The 365-nt window shown below is 41.1% G+C and carries 1 pseudogene; it reads right to left on the minus strand.

What is annotated here, in order from left to right:
* A pseudogene (locus FGM02_RS18305) lies at positions 1 to 365 on the minus strand (hypothetical protein); the annotation flags it as partial.

Genomic DNA, 365 nt, shown 5'->3' on the forward strand with positions numbered 1-365 from the left:
GGTTCAGAACCTTCCCCCCAAATATTCCAAAAATCAGAAAAACTAGCCACACCAAGTTGCTTCAAAGCCACAATTCCACAAGCCACAAAAGCAATAACAATAATTGGCGACATCCAGTTGGCGGCTTTGGTAACGGTATCATACCCACGAGCAGCAATTACTGATATAACAGCACCAATTAATAAAACAATTATCACCCAAGTAATACCGTTGGGTAAGGTGTCGGTCAGTTTTGGCATGGGCATGTCAAACGGAATCCCTACCGCAGTTGCCGAAACGGTAATCATAGATCCTGCTAAAAAGCAAAATAAAATACCATTGGCCAAATTGTAGCCCGTCACTAATTTTTTACCACAAATTTTTTC

Origin of the sequence: Flavicella sediminum (genome assembly GCF_006381105.1) — a bacterium.
Lineage (GTDB): Bacteria > Bacteroidota > Bacteroidia > Flavobacteriales > Flavobacteriaceae > Flavicella > Flavicella sediminum.